Source organism: Haloferax chudinovii, from assembly GCF_042663345.1.
Lineage (GTDB): Archaea > Halobacteriota > Halobacteria > Halobacteriales > Haloferacaceae > Haloferax > Haloferax chudinovii.
On sequence record NZ_JBHTAB010000009.1, the window covers coordinates 107,595 to 130,371 of the forward strand.

Annotated in this window: 17 protein-coding genes and 1 pseudogene; 4 read left to right on the forward strand and 14 right to left on the reverse strand. The window is 62.9% G+C overall.

What is annotated here, in order from left to right; translation table 11 throughout:
- Nucleotides 1-110: 110 nt before the first annotated feature.
- The gene (locus ACFQI8_RS15195; RefSeq protein ID WP_465261725.1) at nucleotides 111-3,389 is read right to left on the reverse strand and encodes a family 78 glycoside hydrolase catalytic domain; all 3,279 of its coding nucleotides are present in this window, start codon (nucleotides 3,387-3,389) and stop codon (nucleotides 111-113) included.
- 137 nt (nucleotides 3,390-3,526) lie between these two features.
- Between ACFQI8_RS15195 and ACFQI8_RS15200 the strand changes: the two genes are divergently transcribed.
- Nucleotides 3,527-4,690: an ABC transporter ATP-binding protein gene (locus ACFQI8_RS15200; protein ID WP_390246241.1), complete on the forward strand. Its 1,164-nt coding sequence runs from the start codon at nucleotides 3,527-3,529 to the stop codon at nucleotides 4,688-4,690.
- A gap of 274 nt (nucleotides 4,691-4,964) precedes the next feature.
- Nucleotides 4,965-5,599 (forward strand): annotated as a pseudogene (locus ACFQI8_RS15205) (IS6 family transposase).
- 162 nt (nucleotides 5,600-5,761) lie between these two features.
- On the opposite strand, the gene ACFQI8_RS15210 reads toward ACFQI8_RS15205, so the two are convergent.
- The 8 genes from ACFQI8_RS15210 to rhcC form a co-directional block, all read right to left on the reverse strand.
- Nucleotides 5,762-6,643, reverse strand: a complete 882-nt coding sequence (locus tag ACFQI8_RS15210; RefSeq protein ID WP_390246243.1) for a carbohydrate ABC transporter permease — start codon at nucleotides 6,641-6,643, stop codon at nucleotides 5,762-5,764.
- 43 nt (nucleotides 6,644-6,686) lie between these two features.
- Entirely contained in the window at nucleotides 6,687-7,655 is a 969-nt protein-coding gene (locus ACFQI8_RS15215) for a carbohydrate ABC transporter permease (RefSeq protein ID WP_390246245.1), read from the reverse strand.
- 56 nt (nucleotides 7,656-7,711) lie between these two features.
- Nucleotides 7,712-9,367 (reverse strand): ABC transporter substrate-binding protein, encoded by a 1,656-nt coding sequence (locus ACFQI8_RS15220; RefSeq protein WP_390246247.1) that lies wholly within the window; start codon nucleotides 9,365-9,367, stop codon nucleotides 7,712-7,714.
- A 114-nt stretch (nucleotides 9,368-9,481) separates the two neighbouring features.
- Complete coding sequence (locus tag ACFQI8_RS15225) at nucleotides 9,482-10,135, reverse strand: hypothetical protein (protein WP_390246249.1); 654 nt, start codon at nucleotides 10,133-10,135, stop codon at nucleotides 9,482-9,484.
- Nucleotides 10,136-10,220: 85 nt separating this feature from the next.
- Entirely contained in the window at nucleotides 10,221-11,249 is a 1,029-nt protein-coding gene (locus ACFQI8_RS15230) for a TIGR03560 family F420-dependent LLM class oxidoreductase (protein ID WP_390246251.1), read from the reverse strand.
- A 2-nt stretch (nucleotides 11,250-11,251) separates the two neighbouring features.
- Nucleotides 11,252-12,457 (reverse strand): L-rhamnonate dehydratase, encoded by a 1,206-nt coding sequence (rhcD, locus tag ACFQI8_RS15235; protein ID WP_390246253.1) that lies wholly within the window; start codon nucleotides 12,455-12,457, stop codon nucleotides 11,252-11,254.
- Nucleotides 12,458-12,544: 87 nt separating this feature from the next.
- Nucleotides 12,545-13,579 carry a 2-keto-3-deoxy-L-rhamnonate dehydrogenase gene (rhcE, locus tag ACFQI8_RS15240; protein WP_390246255.1) on the reverse strand — a complete coding sequence of 345 codons (1,035 nt, stop codon included), beginning with the start codon at nucleotides 13,577-13,579 and terminating at the stop codon, nucleotides 12,545-12,547.
- Between the two features lie 183 nt (nucleotides 13,580-13,762).
- Complete coding sequence (gene rhcC, locus ACFQI8_RS15245; protein WP_390246257.1) at nucleotides 13,763-14,632, reverse strand: L-rhamnono-1,4-lactonase; 870 nt, start codon at nucleotides 14,630-14,632, stop codon at nucleotides 13,763-13,765.
- A 79-nt stretch (nucleotides 14,633-14,711) separates the two neighbouring features.
- On the opposite strand from rhcC, the gene ACFQI8_RS15250 reads away from it, so the two are divergent.
- The gene (locus tag ACFQI8_RS15250) at nucleotides 14,712-15,014 is read left to right on the forward strand and encodes an L-rhamnose mutarotase (protein ID WP_390246258.1); all 303 of its coding nucleotides are present in this window, start codon (nucleotides 14,712-14,714) and stop codon (nucleotides 15,012-15,014) included.
- A 542-nt stretch (nucleotides 15,015-15,556) separates the two neighbouring features.
- Here the strand turns inward: ACFQI8_RS15250 and ACFQI8_RS15255 are convergent.
- Both ACFQI8_RS15255 and ACFQI8_RS15260 read right to left on the reverse strand, forming a co-directional pair.
- Nucleotides 15,557-16,654: a Gfo/Idh/MocA family protein gene (locus tag ACFQI8_RS15255; protein WP_390246260.1), complete on the reverse strand. Its 1,098-nt coding sequence runs from the start codon at nucleotides 16,652-16,654 to the stop codon at nucleotides 15,557-15,559.
- A 72-nt stretch (nucleotides 16,655-16,726) separates the two neighbouring features.
- Nucleotides 16,727-17,794: a glycoside hydrolase family 88/105 protein gene (locus ACFQI8_RS15260; RefSeq protein WP_390246262.1), complete on the reverse strand. Its 1,068-nt coding sequence runs from the start codon at nucleotides 17,792-17,794 to the stop codon at nucleotides 16,727-16,729.
- A gap of 187 nt (nucleotides 17,795-17,981) precedes the next feature.
- Between ACFQI8_RS15260 and ACFQI8_RS15265 the strand changes: the two genes are divergently transcribed.
- On the forward strand, nucleotides 17,982-18,755 hold the full coding sequence (locus ACFQI8_RS15265; RefSeq protein ID WP_390246264.1) for an IclR family transcriptional regulator: 774 nt from the start codon (nucleotides 17,982-17,984) through the stop codon (nucleotides 18,753-18,755).
- A 19-nt stretch (nucleotides 18,756-18,774) separates the two neighbouring features.
- Here ACFQI8_RS15265 and xacF read toward each other — a convergent pair whose 3' ends face one another.
- The 3 genes from xacF to ACFQI8_RS15280 all read right to left on the reverse strand — a co-directional run bounded on the left by xacF (nucleotide 18,775) and on the right by ACFQI8_RS15280 (nucleotide 22,334).
- Nucleotides 18,775-20,226: a 2,5-dioxovalerate dehydrogenase gene (gene xacF, locus ACFQI8_RS15270; protein WP_390246266.1), complete on the reverse strand. Its 1,452-nt coding sequence runs from the start codon at nucleotides 20,224-20,226 to the stop codon at nucleotides 18,775-18,777.
- Nucleotides 20,227-20,292: 66 nt separating this feature from the next.
- On the reverse strand, nucleotides 20,293-21,201 hold the full coding sequence (locus ACFQI8_RS15275) for an AEC family transporter (RefSeq protein WP_390246268.1): 909 nt from the start codon (nucleotides 21,199-21,201) through the stop codon (nucleotides 20,293-20,295).
- A gap of 98 nt (nucleotides 21,202-21,299) precedes the next feature.
- Nucleotides 21,300-22,334 carry an SGNH/GDSL hydrolase family protein gene (locus ACFQI8_RS15280; RefSeq protein ID WP_390246270.1) on the reverse strand — a complete coding sequence of 345 codons (1,035 nt, stop codon included), beginning with the start codon at nucleotides 22,332-22,334 and terminating at the stop codon, nucleotides 21,300-21,302.
- Nucleotides 22,335-22,777: the final 443 nt, after the last annotated feature.

A 22,777-nucleotide genomic window follows, 5' to 3' on the forward strand; every position in this document is an offset into this window, starting at 1 on the left:
GACTCACCACATAGACGGACGCACGAACCACATCCGTCAGCAGTTGGAACCAGGCCCGCCTGCCGGGAGAGTGCGAGAAATACGAAAGAAAAGCGTTAGATGCGGGCAGACTATTCGCTGACCAAGAACGAGTAGCCGCCAGCGCCCACCTTGAAGACGAGTTCGTCACCGTCGCGTTCGACGCTTCGGACGCCGTCCGGTGCGCGCTGCGCGACGTCTTCACCGGACTCCGTCACCGTCGCGTCTGCTGCGGCTGGGAGCCGAATCGTCGCGCTTCCGTTCCACGGAATCGTCACAGAGAGTGAGTAGTCCGCATCGTCGGGCCGTTCCCACTCGACGGAGAGTTCTCCAGTGCCCGTCTCGACGCTCGCGGACACCCAATCGAGGTCGTCGACGAGCGCGGGTTCGATTGTCACGTGCTCCGAGACAGGTGACGCTTCGATTCGAATGCCTGCAAGGACCTCGTAGAAGAACTCGGAGACGTGCGTAAACGGAGAGTGATTCAGCGAGTTCATGCCGGAGCCAACACTCTCGTCGGAGTTCCAACGCTCCCACATCGTCGTCGCACCCTTCCGCGCCATGTACACCCAGCCGGGCTGTTCCGGTTGGCTCACAATCTCGTAGGCGAGGTCGGCGTAGCCGTGGTGCGCGAGAGTGTGAATCATAGGGCGCGTCCCGAGGAATCCGGTCTTGAGCTTTCCACCGTCCGCCCGAACCTTCTCGGCGAGGTTGGCCGCGACCGCCTCAACCGACTCCTCAGGGACCATCCCGAGGAACAGCGGAACGGCGTATGAGGACTGCGTTCCCGGTCCGTAGACACCGGCTTCTGCGTCGAAGAACCGGTCGTTGAATCGCTCGGCGATTCGGTCGGCTCGGTCGCGGTAACGAGCCGCGTCGGCATCGATACCGAGGGTCTCGGCTATCTTCGCGAAGGTGTCGGTCGTCTGGTAGAGGAACGCCGTATTGTACAGGTCGTGCGGGAGACCGCGCCTGCCATCGGTGTTTTCGAACGCGAGCCAGTCGCCGAACTTCCCGTAGTCGTCGGGGACGATTCCGCCGTCCTCCGTCACGCTGAACCAGTAGTCGACGTAGTCGCGCATGCCCTCGTACTGCTCGTGGAGGATGCCCTCGTCACCGTCGTGGAGATACAGATACCACGGAATCATCACGCGTGTAATCGACCACGTCGGGTCCGCGGGGTCCTCTTGGTCCTTGTTCGGAATGACGTCCGGGACGTATCCCATGGGAGATGCCGCATCCTCGTGGTCGCGAATCCACTTCTCGTCGAACCGAACGGCGTCGAAGTTGAACAGCAGCGACCGAGTCGAGATGTGGGCGTCGCCGGTCCAGCCGAACCGCTCGTCACGCTGTGGGCAGTCCTCGGGAATCGAGTGCGTGTTCCCGCGAAGCCCCCACACAGAGTTATGCTGGAGTTGGTTCAAATCTTCGTTCGAACAGGCGAACGAGCCCCGTCGGTCCATGGCTGTGTGGACGACCTTCGCCGTCACGTCCGCCGGGTCGAAGTCGCCGGGATAGCCGACGATCTGGGCGTATCGGAAGCCGTGGTACGTAAATCGAGGTTCGTACGTCTCCGTGGCATCTCCACGGGCGACGTAGACATCAGTCGCGTCGGCGGTGCGGAGGTCCGTCGTGGAGAGACCCCCCTCTTCGGTGAGTGCTTCGGCGTGGTGGAGTTCGATTTCGTCGCCTGTGTCGGGGTCGTGAACCGTGAGTTCCAACCAGCCGGTGAGGTTCTGTCCGAAGTCAAGAATGGGCCCCTCCGGGTGGTCGTGAACCGCCTTCACCGCCAAGGTATCGACGACGCCCATCGGATTGATTCGCTCCGGACGGAGCGTCCCACCTGGAGGGCGAACCGCCGCGGCGCAGTCCCACTCGGAGTCGTCGAACCCCGGCGACTGCCAGCCTGACGATTCCCGCCGCGAATCGTACCTCTCGCCGTTATAGAGGTCGTTCTCTACGATCGGGCTCGGTGACGCACGCCAGCTTTCGTCCGTCGCGAGCCGTCGTTGTGTCCCGTCTTCGAGTTCGACGGAGAGCGTGATGCGACCTCTCGGTGACCCGTCGCTCAGCCAGTACGCGTGCGTCTTCGAGAACCAACCGCGGCCGAGCCACAGTCCGATAGCGTTCTCCCCCTCGGTGAGTTCGTCGGAGATGTCGTAACTCGAATAGAGGACGCGGCGTTCGTAGTCCGTCCACGCGGGGTCGAGTTCGCGGTCGCCAATTCGGTCGCCGTTGACGTGGAGCTCCCCGTAGCCGACGGCGGCGACGTGAATCTGTGCCGACTCGACGGGCGCGTCGAGAGAGAATTCGGTCCGCAAGAGCGGAGAGGACGACGCGGTTCGAGAGGTCGAGTGCCCGTTAACCAGGTGGCTTCGGCTCCATGTATCGGAGTTGGCCGACGAAGACGCGTCGACGGGACACCCGCGAGCGAGGTCAGTCCCGGACGAATCTCGGACCGCGAGGGCTGCGAGCGCGAAACACTGCCACGTTTCGACGCGCTGTGACTTTCGCTCCTTGACCTCGTCTCGGAAGATGGGTTCCGACGACGGACCGACCGTACAGAGGTCCGTCGCAGTGACGCGGACGTACCGTCCTTTGACGGTTAGGCTGTCGTACGAGGCCGTCGAGACGGTCTCGTTACCGGCGTTTCGACTTGGCCCGTCAGTTACGATGTCGGTAGTATCGGTGACATCGGCCACGACCGTCGAGTCCGCGAAGTCGGGGTCGTCGGAAACCTCGATTCGATACGCGTCGGGGAAGCCGAAGGCGGCGAGAGGGTTCTCGCGCCACGACTGGGTGACAGCCGTGTCGTCCGGCATCCGGACGATGTCTATCGGCTCCGCTGGATGAAGCTCGATAGCGTCCACCGTGTGCCCGGAACCGAGATCAACCTGGACCCACTCCTCGCCGTCCCAGTCGTCGTCTCGCCACTGGCTCCGCCAGCCGTTGGAGTCGCCGCCGTCCGGTTGGTGACTAATCCACTCGCCACGCCAGCTTTCGGGCTCGAGCGCGGTCGAAAAGCACGCCGCATCGGCCCACTCGCTCTCTCCCGCGTCCGTCCACAACTTCACAGACCAGTAGTAAGTGTCGTCGGGTGAGAGCCGAGGGCCCCGATAGCGGACGTTCGTCGACTGCGACGAATCGACACGGCCAGAGTCCCACATCGTTCCGTTCCCGTCTTCGGCGTTGGCGCGATCGTGAGCGACGATAACTCGATAGGCGTGCTGGCTCGCGCCCCTACGGTCGGTTTCGACGCGCCAAGCGAACCGCGGCTGGCCGGTCGGGTCCACGTTGGCCGGGGACGGTTCGTACTCGACGCGAAGACGACTCGGTGGAGAGTGGAGTTCTCTCGCGGAACGATCAGCCATGTCTACCGACTTCGTTGGATTCGAATTAAGTCTTTGCACCGACACCACACGCCGGTTTATCTGGGTTCCGAAAATTAACTCGTATCATCGTAATAGGGAAAAGCATTAATGTCCATGGTATACATACACAGGTATCCATGGGGCAACTCAGCCTAGAGCACATCACTAAAGAGTTCGGCGACGGCGAGAACCACGTTGTCGCCGTCGACGACCTCAACATCGATATCGAAGACGGCGAATTCCTCATCCTCGTCGGACCGTCCGGGTGCGGGAAGTCCACCACGCTACGGATGATTGCGGGACTGGAACCGCCGACAAAGGGCGACATCGTCCTCAACGGCACGCCAGTCACCCAGCGAAAGCCGAAAGACCGGAACATGGCGATGGTGTTCCAGTCGTACGCGCTGTATCCCCACATGACCGCGCGCGAGAATATGTCGTTCGGCCTCAAGATGACGACCGAGATGCCAGCCAAAGAAATCGACGAGCGGGTCAAAAACGCATCGAGGCTTATGGGCATCGAGGACCTGCTCGAGAAGAAGCCAGGTGAGCTCTCCGGCGGCCAACAACAGCGCGTTGCGCTCGGTCGCGCCATCGTCCGCGACCCGGAGGTCTTCTTGATGGACGAGCCGCTTTCGAACCTCGACGCGAAGCTCCGGACCACGATGCGGACGGAGCTGCAGGACCTCCAGCAGGACCTCGACGTGACGACGATTTACGTCACCCATGACCAGACCGAGGCGATGACGATGGGCGACAGAATCGCAATTCTCAACGACGGCGAACTCCAGCAAATCGGTACGCCCGCGGAGTGCTACCAAGAGCCCGCGAACCAATTCGTCGCCGGCTTCATCGGCTCGCCCAGCATGAACTTCTTCGACACCACGCTGGGCGATGGTGCACTCAGCACCGACGACTTCACCGTGACACTACCCGAGTCAGTCAAGGCAGAACTATCGGGTCACGACTCTGAGTTCGTGCTGGGAATTCGCCCCGAGGAGATACTGAGCGGAGACGAGGCTGTCGACCATCCGGACTCGTTCAGTATCGAAGTCAACGTCGTCGAACCGCTGGGCGACGTGACGTATCTGTACACCGAATTCGGCGGTTCAGAGGTCACGATAAGCGTGGACCGCAACACCGAGATTAACCCCGGAGACCAAGTCACAGTCGCTCTGCCCGCCGCCGAGATTCACGTCTTCGACCGGGACACCGGAAACGCGCTCGTCACTCAAGCGAAACCCACCGGCGAGGAGTACCAGACAGACGAGATGACGGCCTCCGAGACCACAGAGGCCTGAGTCTGGCACCGATTTCTGCGAAATGAAACGGCGGGTGAACTCGCGCGTCGTTCGCTTTCTCGCTTTCTACCCCCGTTCGGGGGCAAACTGGTCCGTGAAACTGTCTGAGCCCCTGGTCAGACAAAGACGACAGACGCGATTGACATGCTATGGACGAAGCAAGAGGAGAGTGACTGAGTTAGGGCAGTGTGTGAACGGGCGAGAGTTCGTGGGTGAGTGAACGGGTTGTGCTTAGTTAAGGATGAAGAGTGAGGCGGTGATTTTGTGCTGGTCTATCGCAAAAATCAACCGCCTCGACGGATGTACAGACTGGATTAATTTGGAGTTTGTGGAGGGACACCCGAGCCGGCAATGAAGCTTAGTAGTCAACCGCAGTTAGCGGGACTCTCGCTGTCGAATACTGTCGCTCCTCGAAGAGTTGGGCGTCGAACGTTTTCGGAAAGCCGTTCACGATTGGGTACAGAAAGTCGATTTACAGCCCACAGAGAGTCGAAGCCCGACTCACGTCGCGATTGATGAAACCGTGATTCGAATCATCGAATCAATGATCAACAGTTCTGGCTGTACGCCGCAGCAAATCCTGATACAAACGAGTTGCTCGATCTCCGACTCTTTTCGACGACAACAACCACAGTAACCGAAATCTTCCTGCGAGAACTCCGCCAGAAACACGATGTCGAATCCGTCGTGTTTCTCGTCGATGGCGCTCAATACCTCCACACTGCACTGGCCAGAGCTGGTCTCCGATTTCAAACTACGCGACATGGAAATCGGAACGCCATCGAACAAATTTTTTGAGAACTCAAGCGCCATACATCTTCGTTCTCGAACTGTTTTAGCCGCGTTGAGCCCCAAACTGCCAAAAATTGGCTCCAAGCATTTGCCGCGTGGTTCAACGCTCCAAACTAAACACTACCAATAAATGAATGAAAGAAAGTAAGTGGCCAGAAGAGCACAATCTGCGGAATAACGGAACGAACGGACCACACGGCACCGACACCGAGCAGTCAAGGTGGTAAGCAGGCGTATTCGAAGTGGCGAAAAATGGAACGGCGAACCGTCGGGAAGACGCTATCCCTTGATGCCGCCGATGGTGAAGCCCCTGACGTAGTACTTCTGCATCGAGATGAACAGGATGACCATCGGGACGAGCGTGATCGCGGTGGCCGCCATCAGCGGTGCCCACAGCGTGCTCGTCCGACCCTGGAAGAACCCGAGTGCGACCGGGAGATTGTACAGGGCCGAGTCCCGCGCCAAGACGAGCGGCCAGAGGAAAGAGTTCCAGACGGTGATGAACGTGATGATACCGAGCGTTACGAGCGCCGGCTTCATCATCGGGATGACGACGCGCCAGAACACGCCAAAGCGTGAACAGCCGTCAATCAGGGCCGCGTCCTCGAGATCCGACGGGAGGGTCTTGATGAACTGACGCATGAGGAAGACCCCGAAGCCGGTGAACGTGTGCGGGAGGATGACGCCGATTCTGGTGTTCACCAGCCCGAACTGATTGAACCACGTGTAGAGCGGGACGAACAGAATCATCGGCGAGATCATCAGCGTCGCGATGACGGCGAGGAAGCCTATGTCTCTCCCGGCGAATTCGAGCCGCGCGAAGGCGTAGCCGGCGAGTGTGTCGACGACAAGCACGATCAGCGTCGCGCCCATCGCGTAGATGAGCGAGTTGATGAAGAACCCGGAGAACGGCTGGTCCAGTAGCGCGGTCTGGCCAGCCCAGACGGCGATGTAATTCTGCAGGCTCATCGCCTCAGGGATTAATTTCGGCGGAACGACTGGACTCCAGCCGTTACCCATGAGCGAGATAGAGACCATGAGCAGGTACGGCCCCGCCGTCAACAGTGCGATGACGAACAGGTACGCGTGCGCGCCCAGTCGCTCGATGCGACCCTGTGTCGTGTCCGGCTCTTCGAATATCGTGTCGTGCCTTCCGCTCATCAGTTACGCACCTCCGGTGCGGCTATCGTAAGAGTAGTCGTGTTCATTGGTAGTACTCCGCGTTACTCTGTAGGGGTTTGTAGAGAACCAGCGCGATGAACGCCGTGATGAGGAACATCCCGACGGCCACCGCGGAGGCGTGGCCGAACTCGTTGTACCTGAAGGCGAGTTCGTAGACCAGGAACGACGGAACCATAGTCGAGTTCAGCGGTCCGCCACCGGTCATCACGAACACGGAGGCGAACCCGACCTTCGTGACTTCGATCAGCTGAATCACGACGAGGAACAGCGTCGTGGGCTTCATCAGCGGCCAGATGATGTACCGAACCTTCTGATACTTGTTCGCGCCGTCCATCGACGCAGACTCCATGACCGACGAGGGGAGCCCCGAAAGCGCGGCCATGTATATGAGCATCGAGAGGCCGAACGACCAGATTTGAGACATGATAACCGACGGGAGCGCGTAGGTCACGTTGGTCAAGAACGGGATGTACTGACTGATAGCGCCCAGTTCAAGGAGGATAGCGTTGGCTATCCCGCCCTCGTTGGAGAACAGCATGAGCCGCCAGACAATCGCCCAGATGACCGGCGGTCCCGCGACGGGGACGATGAAGGCGATTCGGTAGAGGTTGCTGCCTTTCAGTTTCTCTCTAAGCAGTAGTGCCGCGGTGAACGAGAAGAAGATGTTCGTCGGTATCTTTACCGCGCTCATGATGAGGACGTTCTTCACCGACGTCCACCAGACCGGGTAGTTCACCAGCCATTGGTAGTTTTCGAGGCCGACGAACTCACCGGGTAAGTTCAGGAGCGTCGACTCGGTGAAGCTCAGATAGATACCGAACGCCATCGGGAATCCGATGACGAACAGTAGGATGGCGATTTTCGGAAGTACGAAGAGCCATCCTTCGATGAACTCCTGCTGGCTGAGGCTGAGTGAGTCGAGGCTAAACGACCTCGTATCAGAGCGCTCAGAGGCGTAAATAGCCGATTCTTGCTCGGAATCTGATGTCATGTGAGTACTGGATGTGGTTCCAAATAATTAAAACGTGAGCTTTACTCCACGGGAGTTCAGATGGGGCCCGCCTTCGGCTCAGGCTTGTTGTAACCGCGGCTCTCCTCGGCGAACTCGGTGTCGTCGGCTTGCACGATGAGGTCTGCCCACTGCCCTTCGGCCTGCGTGAACGCCTCCTGCGGGTTCGAGTTGCCGTTCTGGGCGAGTCGCTGCAGCATCCCACCCAGCGCCTCACCGACCCGGCCGCTTGCAATCCCCGACGGCACGTCCGTTACGGGAGCACCGCCAGAGGTTGTCTTGATGTCGGGGTACCGACTCTTGATAGCCTCTCTGACGGATTGGTATTCCGAGTACGCGGCGTCTGCTCGGGCCATGATGTCTTTTCCGCCGGTCTGCTCAACGAAGTCGGAGACACCTTCGCTGTTCATGAGTTCGTAGGAACCCTTGTTCGGAATCGCCTGCGAAGAGGTGTTGAACCAGCGGTACTGGTTCCGCGCGTTGTTGCGGAATTTGATGAATTCAGCGGCTGCCTCCGGGTTACCGCCGACTTCCTCTTTGAACGCTGTCATGGTGACGAGCACGCCAGCCCCCGCAGAGAACACCGAGTAGTTCTCGTTACCACCCTTCGTCGGGTACGGCACGATTTCCCAGTTGAAGTCGGCCTCCTGTCCGAACTGAACTCGAGAGAACGTCGCGTGGTGTAGGAGCCCAATCTGTCCACCGATGAATGGTTCCTGGGTCTCGAGGTAGTCGTACGAAAGCGGGTTGTTCGTCCACCCGTTTGCGAGCGGCTTCCCGAACATCTCGTTCCACGCTTCGAGTTCGGGATCGGAGGCCATCGTCAGAACGTACTTATCATCTTGACGCTGGTACCCGTTTCCGATAAGGCTGCCAGCCGTAACGCCGATAGTGCCGGGGAAGTTACTCCACTCGGAGCCGGTCGCGTCTTTGAGACCGATACCGACCCCGTTGACCATCGAACCGTTGGCTTCGACGCCGTGAATCGCTTCGACGGCTTCGAGGTACTCCTCGTAGCTCCACGAATCGGTGGGGACCTCACCGAGACCCGCGGCCTCCCACGCATCGACGTTCAGGTACAGGAGTCCGGGTTGCAGTCCCGAGATGAACGGCGCACCCACGACGCCACCGAATTTCGTTCGTTGGTTGCTCAGTTCCTTCTCGTAGAAATCACCGAGCCAGTCGTCGCTAACGTAGTCGTCGATGTAGACGTAAGGTGCCTCTTCCTCGATGGTGCTTCGGTCCTTCCCGGCGAAATCATAGTACTGTTGAGTGAACGTCCACGCAATGTCGGGTGCGGACTTGCTGCCGATGGCTGTCTTGACCTTCGTCTGGTGGTCGCCGAAGGGGTTTTTGACCTGCTCGACGTGAATCCCCTGTTCCGCGCCCGGGCCCTCGTTAAAGAGCTCGACAATCTCGTCCTCGCCGGTGTTCGACGGTTCCGTCGAGTGTGGCCAGCGCCAGATTTCGATAGTGGTGACGTCGTCCGACCCGCCGGTCGTTGTGCCGTCGCCATTTGAGTCAGTCCCACCACCGTCGTTTCCACTTCCCCCTCCAGTACATCCAGCGAGCCCCGCAATACCGGCCGCGCCTGCAGTTCTAATCCAGTTGCGGCGAGTAAGCCGCGTCGTACCCCGTGAACCGGAACTGCCTGCACCGCTGTCACCGGTCCCATTGCTGTTACTGTCTGACATAGTATCGACTAATGGGATAGCTACATATAAAATTATCTAAAATGTAGTAACGATTTCTTCGTGTCCCCTGACAGGAGCGCTCCCCCCGTGCGACCCGCGGAAACCAGGCTTCCATTACTCGTCCATCGCGCGGGTGATAATCGCCGTTCCAACGAGCTGAACGAACCCCGGAAGCAGAAGGACGGGCGCGATGAAGAGTGGTATCGACAGCAGCGTCCAGCCGATAGTTTGGACGAGGAGCCAACCAGCCGACACCGGCCTCTCCAGAATGAGCCGTCCGCCGCCGACGAAGGCGTCTCTCACCTCTACTGGTTGGTCCGAAGACGCCCACAGCGTAAGCGAGTACATGACGAGCACGTACCACGTCAAGAGGAGATAGACGCCGAGCATCGCGACGCTCATTCCCGCGATGCCGTCGAGCGGATTCGAGGCGAGAAGGAGCACACCGAACGCGACGACGAACGTGCCGAAGCCGACGACTGGAGCCACCGTTTTTCCGGCTCGAATCCCCTTCCAAAAGTAACCGGTGCCCAACGAGACCTCTCGCTCAACGACGATGACGAACAGTCGTGACCCGCCGACGGCGACAAACCCGAGGAGCATAGTGGAGGTCCAGAGGCCGACGAGACCGCCCACGACCCCACCGAGCGCGACGCCACTTACGAGCGGCACCAACGAAAGGGTCGTGGCGACGCTCACGAGGAGAACCGCAAACGGATTGCGTACCAGCAACCGCGCGGCCCGCACCACCGTATCAGCGTATTTCATACACGTTCTCCATGACGCGCCACCAATACTTCTGTGGTTGGAACCGGGACGGCGCGGGAAGAATAGTTGAGCGCGGCCTGCGAGTTTAGCTAAACTGCGGGATGACTTCGTCCGCGAACAGTTCCATGCCGTCGGTGTCGGGGAAGTCGATGAACCAGCCCTGGAACTTCGTCACGCCCGCGTCGATGCGGCGTTCGATGGCCGCCGCGCACTCCTCGGGCGTCCCCATGATGAAGTACTCGCGGGCGTCTTCCTCCGTCACGATGGGCGCTTGGTCCTGATACTCCGCTTCGAACTGGATGGGCGTCATCAGGTCGAGCAGGCGGTCGAACTGCTCCTCGTCGCGGGTGCAGATGACGTGGCCGTCCCACGAGTACTCGACGTCGTCGGGGTCGCGGCCGACCGTCTCGCAGTGGTCTTCGATGACGCCGATTTTGTGTTCGAGCGTCTCCACGTCGCCGTTGAACACGTCGGTGTTCCACACGTCGGCGTGTTTGGCGACGAGCTTGAGCGTGACCTCCTCGCCCTGTCCGCCGACGAGGATGGGCGGGTGGGGGTCTTGGACGGGCCCGGGGACGCAGTAGGCGTCCTCGATTTGGTAGTGCTTCCCGTCGAAGCTCGCGCCGTCGGTCCCGGCGTCCCACATGCGCTTCATCAGGCGGATGGACTCGTCGAGGCGCATCAGGCGCTCGAAGCCGTCGCGGTACTCCCAGCCGTAGGCGTCGTACTCCGGCTCGTGCCAGCCCGCGCCGAGGCCGAGCTCCAGCCGCCCGTCGGAAATCACGTCGAGCGTGGCCGCCATCTTGGCGACGAGCGCCGGGTTTCGGTAGTCGTTACAGAGGACGAGCGAGCCGAGGTTGATATCCTCGGTGAAGCCGGCGATGGCCGACAACAGCGTCCAGCACTCGTACTCGGCGTGGTCGCGGCCCAACAGCAGGTGGTCGGGGGCCCACACCGCGTCGAAGCCGAGCTCCTCCGCCTTCTGGACGCCCATCTTGGTCGTCTCCCAGTCGAGCGCCTCGTACTGCGGCGTGTCGCGGTGCGTCGGCTCGGTCCCCTCGTCGGGCGCGCCGGCGAAGACGGGGACGTTGTACTCGAAGCTGATATCCGACATCGTTACTCGATGGCGAAGTGTTCGAGCGCCTCGCGGTTCAGTTGCGTGCTGACACCGGGTTCGTCGGGAAGGGGAATCGACCCGTTTTCGGGCGACGGTGGGTTCTGGAAGATTGCGTCGGCGTAGGTCGACTCGCGTTTCTCCTGGCGCTCCTCGAACCACTCGGGGGTCGGGAAGTACTCCGCCATCGGCATGTTCGTGTGGCCGGCGATGGCGTGAAGCGTCGGGTTCGTCCCGGCGTGCGGGATGACGGGCACGTCGTGGACCTCGGCCATGTCGGCGACCTTCTGGAGCTCCGTGATACCGCCGACGCGACCCACGTCGGGTTGGAGGATGTCGACCGCACCCGCTTCGAGGAGGTCCTCGTGACCCCAGCGGGTGAACTCGTGTTCGCCGCCCGAAATCGGCATCGGCGCGGCCTCGCGGACCTCGGCGTAGCCGGAGATGTCGTCGGCGATGACCGGCTCCTCGACCCACGCCATGTCGTACTTGCCGAGGCGTTGGGTCATCTCCTTTGCGTACTTGACCGACCAGCCCATGTAGGCGTCGCCCGCGATTTCGATGTCGTCGCCGACGGCGTCGCGGACGGTCGCGACGATTTCCTCGTTTTTCTTCATGCCCGCGCGGCCCTCCTCGGGGCCGTGGAGGAAGCGGAGCTTCATCGCGTCGAAGCCCGCCTCGACGTACTGGACGGCCTCGCGTTCGAGCTTCTCCATGTCGACGGGGTGGAGGTTCGACGCGTAGGCGGGAATCTCGTCTTTGGTGGGGCCGCCGAGCAGTTCGTACACCGGCTTGCCGGCTTCCTTCCCGGCGATGTCCCACAGCGCCTGGTCGACCGCGCTGATGGCCATGACCGCGACGCCCTTCCGACCGAACGGGAGCGTGGCGCGGTACATCTGCTCCCAGAGAAGCTCGCGCTGTGTCGGGTCCTCACCGACGACGATCTTCGAGAGCGTCTCCTCGACGACGGTCGCGATGGCCCCGGTACCCCAGTTACCGACGCCGACGCCGGTGATGCCCGCGTCCGTCTCGACTTCGACCACCACGTCGCCCACGGGACCCATCCACTTGCGGCGGGCCTGCGGGTTCTCACCGTCGACGTTGCGGTACTCGTCGTACTTCGACATGATGGTGACGAGCGGGAACTCGATGAACTCGCCCCACGACTCGTTGCTGATTTTCGTCGCTGAGATGTCTGTAATCTCCATGATTTGTTTGGTACGATTTCACATCCAATCGGCACGGGTAAAATAGTTTCTGTCGTCGAGCGGTTCGCGGGCCGCCTGCGGGGTCGTTCAGCCGTCGAACTGGAACACCGGCTTACAGGTCTCGGAGTTGAGGAACGCCTCGAACGCCTCGGCCGGTTCGTCGACGCTGTAGGACGTGTCGAGAATCTTGTCGACCGCGATTTCGCCGCGTTCCATGAGTCGAAGCGCCTGCTCGAAGTTCGTCCACGTCGAGCCGTAGGAGGTGTTGATGTCGATTTCACCACGGACGGTCGAGGTGAGACTGAGTTCGCTCGGCGAGTTCGGGATGCCGACGACGACGATTTGGCCGCCCTTGCGGACGACGTCGTTCCCGGAGACGACGCCGCTTCGGTGGCCCGTCGCGTCGAAGACCACGTCGAAGCCGATGCCGTCGGTCTGCGACTCCACCCGCTCGTCGAGACCGCCTTCTTCTTCGAGGTTCACCGTGTCGATGCCGAGGTCTTCGAGCAGTGGGAGGCGATACGCCGCGTCCTGACCGAGCCCGGAGACGACGACGTTCGCGCCGAGCGAGTCGGCGACGGCGGCGACGAGAACGCCGATTGGGCCCGGCCCCTCGACGAGGACGTTGTCCCCCGGCGTCGTCACCGACTGGTCGAGGACCGCGCGCGTGGCGATGCTCGTCGGCTCCGTGATGGCGGCGTGTCGGAGGGGCACGCCCTCGGGGACCGCGTGGACGTGTTCGGGGGCGACGGTGACGTACTCGGTGTACGCGCCGTCGCGGTGCATGCCAGTGATAGAGAAGTTCTGGCAGACGTTCGGCTGGCCGTTCTTGCACTGGAAACAGTGACCGCAGTCGTGAATCGGTTCCTCGATGACCTTGTCGCCGACGTCGAACGTCTCGACGCTCTCGCCGACCTCCGCGACCGTCCCGGAGTACTCGTGGCCCATGATACGCGGAATGGGAATCCATTCGTAGCCGCCGTCGTACTTGTAGGCGTGGGCGTCACTGCCGCAGAGTCCCGCTGAGTGGACCTTGATGAGCAGTTCGTCTGCGTCGGGAGTGGGGACCTCCCGCTCTTGTGTCTCTACCGAGCGCGGCCCGGTCTGAATAATGGCTTTCATAGTTGCGAATAACCGTGTGAGTTCGTCTCGGTTACACCATGTGAACACACCGATTAATATGTTTGGGTGCGGGCGGAGAATTTCGGGGGTAGCGCGGCTAAAACCGCGGCTACACGGGGCGGACTGTCGGTTATACCGGCCAACACACCCCGTGTCCGCCATCACGAACGATAAGACGGCGGTTCACCCAAGGTCGACGTGTCGCCGGAACGACTTCCCGGTCAGCCACGACCGGTCGGCCGCCGACAGCGAGTCGACCTGCTTGAGCCAGTTGCACGCTTCCGCGTAGCTGGCAACGTCGCTGACGTTCGGATAGTCCGAGCCCCAGACGACCCGCTCGCGCCCGAAGGTGTCGAGGAGCCACCGGACGTGGTCGTGCATGTCGGCGTAGGGGAACGACGAGTCGGACATGTGGACGATTTCCGAGACCTTCACCGCGACCGAGTCGTGTTCCGCGAGGTCGGCGAACCGGCTGAACGTCCCCTCGTCGGTGGGGGTTTCGGGGCCGGCGTGGGCGAAGTGGTCGAACAGGTAGGTGAGTTCGGGGTACGCCTCGACGAGTTCGAGCGCCTGGTCGAGTTGGCCGTGGTCGCAGAGAATCTGGACCGTGGCGTCGTGTTCGGCCGCGGCCTCCCAGAACGCGGTCTCCCCCAGACTCTCTCGGAGCCACGTCACGCTCGGGTCGAACGTCTCCCACATGCGGTCGTACGGGCAGGCCGCGCCGAGGCGGAAGCCGACGACGCCGTGGGTCTCCATACACCGGTCGAGGCGCTCGACGGCGTCGTCGGCGAAGGGGTCGAGCATCACGATGCCGTGGAGCCGGTCGTGCTCGGCGGCGGCCCGGCGGGTGTACCAGTTGTCCGTCCAGTCGCAGATGGGATAGCCCACGACGACGGCCTCGTCAACGCCGTGTCGGTCCATGTCGGCGAGCAGGCGCTCGGCGGTGTAGACGGTGTGTACGTCGAAGCTGTCCACGAGGTCCAAGATGGGGCCGTTGGTCCACGGATGGTCCGGACTCGCGGCACCCCACGCGTGGGTGTGTGTATCTATCATTACAGTCGACGACGGGCGTCCCCGTAGTAAATCTTACCCGCCGAAAAGCTAAGACGGGTGCCGCCGAATCGAAGGCCGCATGGCGCGAATCGCGTTCCACTTAGAGATAGAAGACGGCAAGCGAGAGGAGTACCGAACGAAACACGAGAACGTCCCCGAGGCGCTCGAATCGGCCTACTTGAACTCCGACGCCGGACTCCAGACCTACAGCGTCTTCGAGAAGGACGGCCACGTCTTCGGCTTCATGGAAGTCGACGACCCCGAGGCCATCCGAGACGTGATGGACAACAGCGAGGCACAGGCCGACTGGGCCGAAGTCATGAGCGGCATCACCGTCGAGACCGACGACAGTTGGATGGACGAAGTCTACCGGATGGTCTGACGGTCGAAAGCCGAGAAACGTCCGAGCATGGCGGACGAAACGTCGTGCCGACCGAACTTATCAACGGTAGCACTGTCGAATCAATTCCCGTAGATTCTCGTTTTCGGCCACAGCAACCCGTATACCGGAACTATTCTCGGATTTCACTATGAATCCGGCCTTATCGGATATCTGTCCGGTGGTGTCGGAAATCTATTCGGGACTGAATCGACCAACTGTAGTTGTCTGTCGAGGCGAGGTCGACGGAGGTAGTTGCACGTTCCCGCCGTCACGGTGGGTCGTGCGCCCGAAAAATTACGCTCATAGAACTGTAACCTAGAGTTGATTCCGGTCAATCGACTTCTGAAAAACACCTCGCGGTCAGTCTCGAATCGATGGCACCGCGGACTACTGTGGTCGCGTGTCACGAAACGGCGCGCTTCTGTACTGACGCCACTTCTATCGCGGATATACGGGCTATCAACGACGAGTTCCGACCGCGAATCTGCGTCCGGTGATGCCGGACACCGTTTCAGAGTGAGCGACTAATCACCCGACTGCTCTCACCACGACGTGATGGGCACCTCGCGAAGCGGCCCCGGAAGCGGGACGTCGACCGTCGAGTCGGTGTAGTGCGAGAGGTAGAACCCGACGATGATTTCGAGCGAACGCGTCGCCGCGACGCCGGGCGAGTAGTTTTCGGCGTCGCCGTCGAGGAGGTCCTGCACGTGGGCCGCCGCGTTGGCGAACGACCCCTCGTAGTCGTCCTCCCACGTCCACGCGCCCTCGATGCCGGGAAGGGGTCGCTCGACGTGTTCGCCGTCTTCGAGCGACCAGTAGCGCCACTCGCCGTCGTCGTTGTTCATGTAGAGTTTGCCCTCGGTGCCGATGAAGCTCAGCGTCATCGAGGAGATATCGCGCGGAATCGTACAGTCCACGGTGACGAACGTGCCGTCGTCCATGACGACGTGCCCGCCGCCGCCGGCGTCGACGACCGACTCCGTGGCGTCCAGCGCGTCGAGCGCCTCGTTCTCGCCGGTGATGTGGCCGCTCACCCGCGAGGCCCGCGCGTCGAGGAGGTAGACGAGCGTGTCGAGGACGTGCGTGGAGTTTCGCATGAGTTCCATCCGGTACTGCGCGCTCACGGACTTCACGTCGCCGAGGATACCCTCCTCGCGGACGAGGTCGCGGAGCCGACGGAGTTTGTCCGTGAACCGAAAGGAGTGGTTGACGACGAGTTCCGTATCGGTCTCGTCGCAGACGGCGACCATCTCCTCGGCGTCGCTGACGGCCGATGCGATGGGTTTCTCGCACCAGATGACCGAGGGGTCGGACGCGGAGCGCGCGGCGTCGACGACGTGGTCGCGGTGGAGGAACGACGGGGTACAAACCGACACCGCGTCGAGGTCCTCGGCGTCGAGCATCGCCTCGTGGCCGACGTACCGGCGGTCGGCGGGGATGTCCCACGCCTCGCCGAAGGTGTCCAGTTTCGACTCGTCCACGTCGGCGACGGCGACGAGTTCGACGTCGTCGGTCGCGGCGTAGCCGCCCGCGTGGCTCGCGTCGATTTTCTCTCTGCCGATGGCCTCCTCGTCGTGCATGCCGAGGATACCCATCCCTGCGATTCCGCCCGTGCCGATGATGCCTGCGTGGTAGGTCATAGTGTCTTCTGTCGCTCGCGTTCGTTCGTCACTGTGCGCCGGAGCGCATCGCTGTGCTGTCCGTCCGAGACCTCAGTCGAGCGCGGCCGCGGCCATGAGGAACCAACCCTGTCCGTAGGGCGTGTCCGTCAGGGGTGCCTCCGGTCCGCCCGGGGGGCCGGCGACGCGGTTGACCGTGCCCTCTTCGCCGACGACGCGGGAGACGGCCGCGAGCCCGTCTTCGGCGGGTTGGCGGTAGGTCTCCTCGGTGAGGATGCCGAGGTCGATGCCGCGAGCGAACGCGTAGGCGAACATGAGCGTCCCCGACGACTCCAGCGGCGTGTGCGGGTCGTCGACGAGGTTGTGCCAGAAGCCGCTCCCGTCTTGGAGCGGACGGAGCGCCTCGCAGTGCGACCGGAACAGGTCGAGGAGGTCGTCGCGCTTCGGGTGGTCCTCGGGGAGCCGTTCGAGCACGTCAGCCGAGGCGGCGGCGGCCCAGCCGTTGCCGCGCGCCCAGAACGCGCCCTGCGGGTAGTGGTTCGGCTGTTCGACCCAGATGTGACGGAACAGCCCCGTGTGGCCGTCGCGGAGGTGCGCGGCGTGAATCAGAATCTGCTCGACAGCCTCGTCGAAGGCGTCAGCGTCGCCCCCGGCCGCGCCGTAGCGGGCGAGGAAGGGACACATCATGTAGACGGAGTCTATCCACAGCGACTTGATGCCCGCGAGTTCGGGGTCGTGGTGAGGGATGCCGCCGTCTTCGGTCCGCTCGAAGGACAGAAGCGACTCGTAAGCGCGCTCGGCCGCGTCGAGGTAGCGGTCCTCGCCCGTCCGGTCGTAGAAGTCGAGGACACCGTGGCCGATGGCGGTGCTGTTGTTCGTGTTCATGCACTTCTTGACGGTCAGCTCCCAGCTCGCTTCGTACTCGCGGCCGTGGCTGAACACCTCAATCGGGTAGCTCGGACCGTAGCTCAACTGCCCGGCGTCGTTCTGGGTCGCCACCGCGGTGTCGACGAGGTGCTTCGCGCGCTCGACCGACTCGTCTCCCCCCTCGGCGAGCAGGCCGTTGATGGCGACGCCGGTGATCCACGACTGGCCGTCGATGTCCAAAGACCGGAGATACGACGCGGCGCGCTGGACTGGTGTAAGCTCGTCTGCTGGCATGAGTACGATACCCACACGAAGACGTTCGGGGATAAAAAATGTATCCCATGGTGACGCGCCGTCGCGGGCAGGCGGCCGTGCGCGCCAACCGGTCAGCCAGTCCGAAGCCGGGGGCGCTCGTTCGCCGCGACAGACACGTTCCCCAGGCGGGAACAGATATATACGACTCCGGTTCGACTACCACGCCATGAGCCCCCAACCGAACAAACGCCCCGGCCGGACCATCCGCTCGGTCCAGATAGCGTTCAACATCATCGACCTCCTACAGGAGGAGGCCGGCATCGGCGTGACGCGAATCGCCGACGAGCTCGGCCACTCGAAGAGCACGGTCCACAGCCACCTCCGAACGCTCGAACAGCGGCGCATCATCGTGCGCGAGGACGACGGCTACCGGCTCGGACTCCGATTCCTCGACGTCGCCTCGCACGTCCGCGACCAGATAGGCAACTTCGACATCGTCCAGAAGGAGGTCGACTCGCTGGCCGAGGAGACGGGGGAAATCGTCCAGTTCGGCGTCGAGGAGTACGGCAAGGTGTCGTATCTCCACAAGGCGCAGGGGGAACACGCCGTCGAGACGCTGTCGCGGGTGGGGGCCCAACAGCCGATGTACTCCACGTCGCTCGGCAAGACGATTCTCGCGTACCTGCCGCCCGAGCGCATCGAGGAAATCGCGGCGGCGATGGAGTACGAACCCAAGACGGCCAACACCATCACCGGCCCCGAAGAACTGTTCGCGGAACTCGAAACGATTCGCGAGCGGGGGTACGGCATCGACGACGAGGAGAACATCGACGGCCTGCGGTGTGTCTCCGCGCCCGTCAAGAACGACGAGACGATTCTCGGCGCGATAAGCATCACCGGTCCGTCGAGTCGGTTCACCGAAGACCGCCTGCACGGCGAACTCGCGGACTACGTCCGGAGCGCCGCGAACGTCATCGAACTGAACACGAAGTTCTCCTGAGCGCGGGGGGGCCCGCGGCTCAGTAGTTCTCGTAGATGGTCTTCACCGAGGAGAAGAAGTCGAGGCCGGCGTCGCCCTGCTCGCGGTACGTGTTGGTCGACGAGTCCTTGTAGCCGCCGAAGGGGACGTGGAGTTCGAGGCCGGTCGTCTTCTCGTTGAGTTTCGCGACGCCCGCTTCGACCTCGTTGACGAAGCGCTTGCCCTCGCTGAGGTCCTGCGTGACGATGCTGGCCGACAGGCCGTAGTCGACGTCGTTAGCGAGGGCGAGCGCGTCCTCGAAGGAGTCGGCTTTGACGACTGCGAGCACGGGACCGAAGATCTCCTCTTGGGCGATGCGAGCGTCGTTTTCGACGCCGGAGAACACCGTCGGCTCGACGAAGTGGCCGTCGTCGTAGTCGTCGCCGGAGAGCCTGCCCCCGCCGGCTTCGAGCGTCGCGCCCTCGGCGGAACCGATGTCGATGTATTCGAGCGTCGAGGAGAGTTCGTCCTCCGAGACGTGCGGGCCCATGTCAGGGTCGTCGAGGCCGTCGCCGACGACGAGCGACTCGGCGTAGTCGGAGACGGCCGCGACGAACTCGTCGTAGACATCCTCGTGGACGATAGCGCGCGAGGTGGCCGTACACGACTGGCCGGTCGTGCCGAACGCGCCGACGCCGACGGTCTCGGCGGCGTCTTCGATGTCCGCACTGGGCATCACGACCGTCGGGTTCTTGCCGCCCATCTCACACTGGACGCGCTTGAGGTCGACCGCGGCCGTCTCGGCGACCATCGTCCCCACGGCGGTGCTCCCGGTAAAGGAGACGCCGTCGATGCGCTCGCTCTCGATGAGCGGGCCGCCGACCTCGCTCCCGGAGCCGGTGACGACGTTCGCCACGCCGGCCGGCAGGCCCGCGTCGTCGAGACATTCGAGGACGACGGAGACGACACCCGGTGCCTCGGACGCCGGCTTGAGGACGGCGGTGTTGCCGGCGGCGAGCGCCGGGGCGAGCTTCCAGACCGGGATGGCGATGGGGTAGTTCCACGGCGTGATGAGCGCGACCGTCCCGAGGGGTTCGTGCTTCGTGTAGAGGTCCTTTCCGGGGGCGCTCGCGGACTTGACGGTGCCGCCGACGTCCCGCGCCTTCGCGCCGTAGTAGTGGAAGATGTCGATTGCGCGTTGTACCTCGCCGCCCGCCTCGGAGCGCGTCTTGCCCTCCTCGCGGACGAGCACCTCGGTCGCCTCGTCCTTCCGCGCTTCGAGGTTGTTTCCTGCTTCGCGGAGCACCGCGCCGCGGGACGGGCCGGGCGTCGACGCCCACTCGTCCTGCGCGGCGACCGCCGCGTCGAGCGCCGCCTCGACGTCTTCTTGGGAGGACGCCGGGTGGACGCTGACGACCTCGCCGGCCGCCGCGGGGTTCGTCACTTCGAACGTCGCTCCGGAGTGAGAGTCTGTCCATTCGCCGTCGATGAAGTTACCGTACGTTCTCGACATTCGACCTAGCCATGCACACCCACCACTAAGTAAGCTTCTCATGGTGGACGACGAGTCGCCGCCGACTCAGAGCAGGAACTGGAGGACGACGAAGAGCGTCGCGACCGAGACGGCGGTGGTGGCGAACACGTTCATCGACGCGAGGTCGGCGTCGCCGCCGAGTTCGTTCGCGTAGACGAACGACGAGACGGCGGTCGGCGTCGCGAGCATCGTCACGCCGGCTTGGACCGTCGACCAACTCGTCGCGAACGTCGAGAAGACGGCGAAGGCGAGAAGCGGCATCAGGACGACCTTGCTCCCGACGACGGCACCGACGGTGCGGAAGTCGAACGACTCGGTGGAGACGGTGAGCGACGCGCCGATAGAAAGCAGTGCCACGGGGAGCGCGAGCGAGGCGAGCGCGTCGAGACCCGTCAGGAGGACGCCGGGGACGCCGAGACCGAGCCCGGAGAAGACGAGGCCCGCGAGAAGCGCCGGGATGACCGGGGTCTTGAGCACGCCGACGAACTCCTCTCTGAACGACACGTCAGCGCCGTTGACGAGCACGAGGACGCTGATAGTGAGCGGGACGTGGGTGAGCGCGCCGACGCCGAGAATGACGGCCGCCTTCGCCGACGCCAGCGAGCCGAACGTCGAACTGACGAGCGGGAGGCCGAGGAAACCGAGGTTCGAGTAGTACGACTGGACGATGGCGACGCTCCGAACCGAGTCCGGCGACACCCGGCGGTGGACGACCCAGCCGACGGCGAGCATGGTGAAGAGGACGAACCAGAAGCCGAGGAGGAGCGTCGGCTCGATGACCTCGCGAATCGGCTGGTCGTACGTCGAGGTGAACACGAGCGCGGGGAGCGCGAAGGCGAACGCGAAGAACGTGAGTTTGTCGCGACGGCCGCTGTCGAGGAGGCCGAGACGCTTCGCTAGCGCCCCGAGGCAGAGCACCCCGAGCATGTAGCCCAGATTTGCGGCGACGGTCATACCCTTTCATCGAACAGGGGGGTCCTTCCGTGTTACGCTCGCGGAGATTTCGTTCGGATAATTCGAGCACGAGAGCGCCTGAACCATGCGTATTCCAATTAGTCGTCCATGAGAGATTCGAGCTCGCGGGCGAGTCGTTCGCCGACGCGAATCATCGCGTCGTCGCCGGGGTGGACGAGGTCGGTCGTCATCCCGCTGGCGGTCGGCAGGAGGTCCGGCCCCTCCACGAGGTGGACGTTGTCGTAGCCGCACTCGTCGACCACGTCGCGGAGGTGGTCGCGGAACGTCTCGGAGAGCGTCGCCTCCTCGTGGTCGCGTTGGTACTCGCGCACGTGCGGGAACAGCGTGATGCAGGCGACGGGTTTGGTCGGGTTCGCCGCGGCGACGGTTTCGACCATGTCAGCGGCCCGCTCGCGGAACTCGTCGGGCGAGAACCGGCCGACCATGTTCACCGACAGCGAGAGCGTCGCCACGTCCCAGTCGTCGCGGGCGGCGATGTGGTCGGCCATCGCGGGGTCGCAGTAGGCGGTCCCACAGGAGCCGAGGTTTATCGGGTCCGCGCCGAGTCGCCGCGCCGTCTGGTTGACGTACGTGAGCATCTCCGCCGACGGGGCCTCGCCCTCGGTAATCGACGTGCCGTACGCGAGGTATCGGAGGCTCGGCACCTCGTCGGCGGCCGGCGGTCGCCGCGCGCCCTCGACGTCGTGATAGTAGATGTGGCCGCCGCGGTGGTCACCGGGGAAGACGAGTCGGCACACCGCGGGCGCGTAGCGCATCTCGCCGGTGGCTTCGGGGTCGAGGTCGGAAAGCGACTCCGGGAGAGACAGTTCCACCGTCTTCGGTTCCGGCCCGAGCGTGAACTCCTCGCCGCTGGCCTGAAAGTCGCCCCAAAACGGGCGAACGAGGCTGTTTCGCTCCTCGGAGGAGAGCGTGATTCGAACCGTCTCCTCGGGAACGAACCGAATCTCGGTCCCAGCCGGGTGGGACATCCGCGTCTGCGCGCCGGTGTTCAGGCCGCTCCTGACGGCCTCCGGGACGCGGAGCAGTCGAAGTCCCTCGTGCGGTCTGACCCGCTGGAGCGCCCTGACGTTGTGGAACTGAACGTCGTCGTGCTGGATATCGTCGTGCTGCATACCGTGTGAGTTACGCACACGCCGCACCTACTTATCGCTACCTCCGACCGCCGACGCGCGGTGACGAGCGCCGCGAGACTCGGTGCGAGAGGAGCCCCCGATTCGGCAGTCGGGTTCCCGAGGCGGGAAAATTACAGACATATTATTGTAATACTCTGGCGACTCTACCTCCGAATTCGCGCGTTGGGCGTCAACGCCGGACGGCTGTCCGGAAGTGATAAATCACCAACTCCCCCGGATTCCGGCGTCACAGTCCCCGAACAAGTACGTTCGCAAGGAGGGAACAGAAAAACCACTGTAGATGAATAATCGGGCACAATCCGCCGGTAGTCCGTTCCCCGCACGCGAACGTCCCGCGAGAATACGACGACGCCGCGACGGTCGGTTCGGTCGGCTCACCCGCTCCGCTGTCGGAAGCAAGCGAGCGTGGCTGACCATCGCGG